A 376-nucleotide genomic window follows, 5' to 3' on the forward strand; every position below is an offset into this window, starting at 1 on the left:
CCGCGGGCGAGCGCCGAGCCTCCTCCTACGCTTCGCTTCGTGCGGGGTCTCGTCTGTCTCGCTTTCCCGCAGGAGTCGAGCGATGCTTCTCCAAACAACACAATGTATCACACTATTATTTTAGTCACGCTTTCCTTTATAATAAAAGAATTAATGTGCAGGTGGTGCCCCCGCGACAAGAAAAGCACGTACGGGTAAAAAAGGAACGAGTAAGAGTCAAAGTCAGACATATTATTTTGATATTGAAAAATGCAAAGTATGTCCAAGGAGAGAGGGTTGTTATAAAGAAGGCGCAAAAAGTAAAACATATTCTGTCACAATTAAGTCGGATACACATGCCGAACAAGAGGCATTTCAAAATACGGAAGCATTTAAG

General features: G+C 44.1%; 1 pseudogene. It reads left to right on the forward strand.

The window, feature by feature from the left end:
• Nucleotides 1–229 precede the first annotated feature (229 nt).
• Nucleotides 230–376: pseudogene (locus PVA17_RS25120) on the forward strand (IS5/IS1182 family transposase); the annotation flags it as partial.

It is taken from the genome of Lysinibacillus sp. CNPSo 3705, from assembly GCF_028674935.1.
In the GTDB taxonomy this organism is placed as follows: Bacteria; Bacillota; Bacilli; order Bacillales_A; family Planococcaceae; genus Lysinibacillus.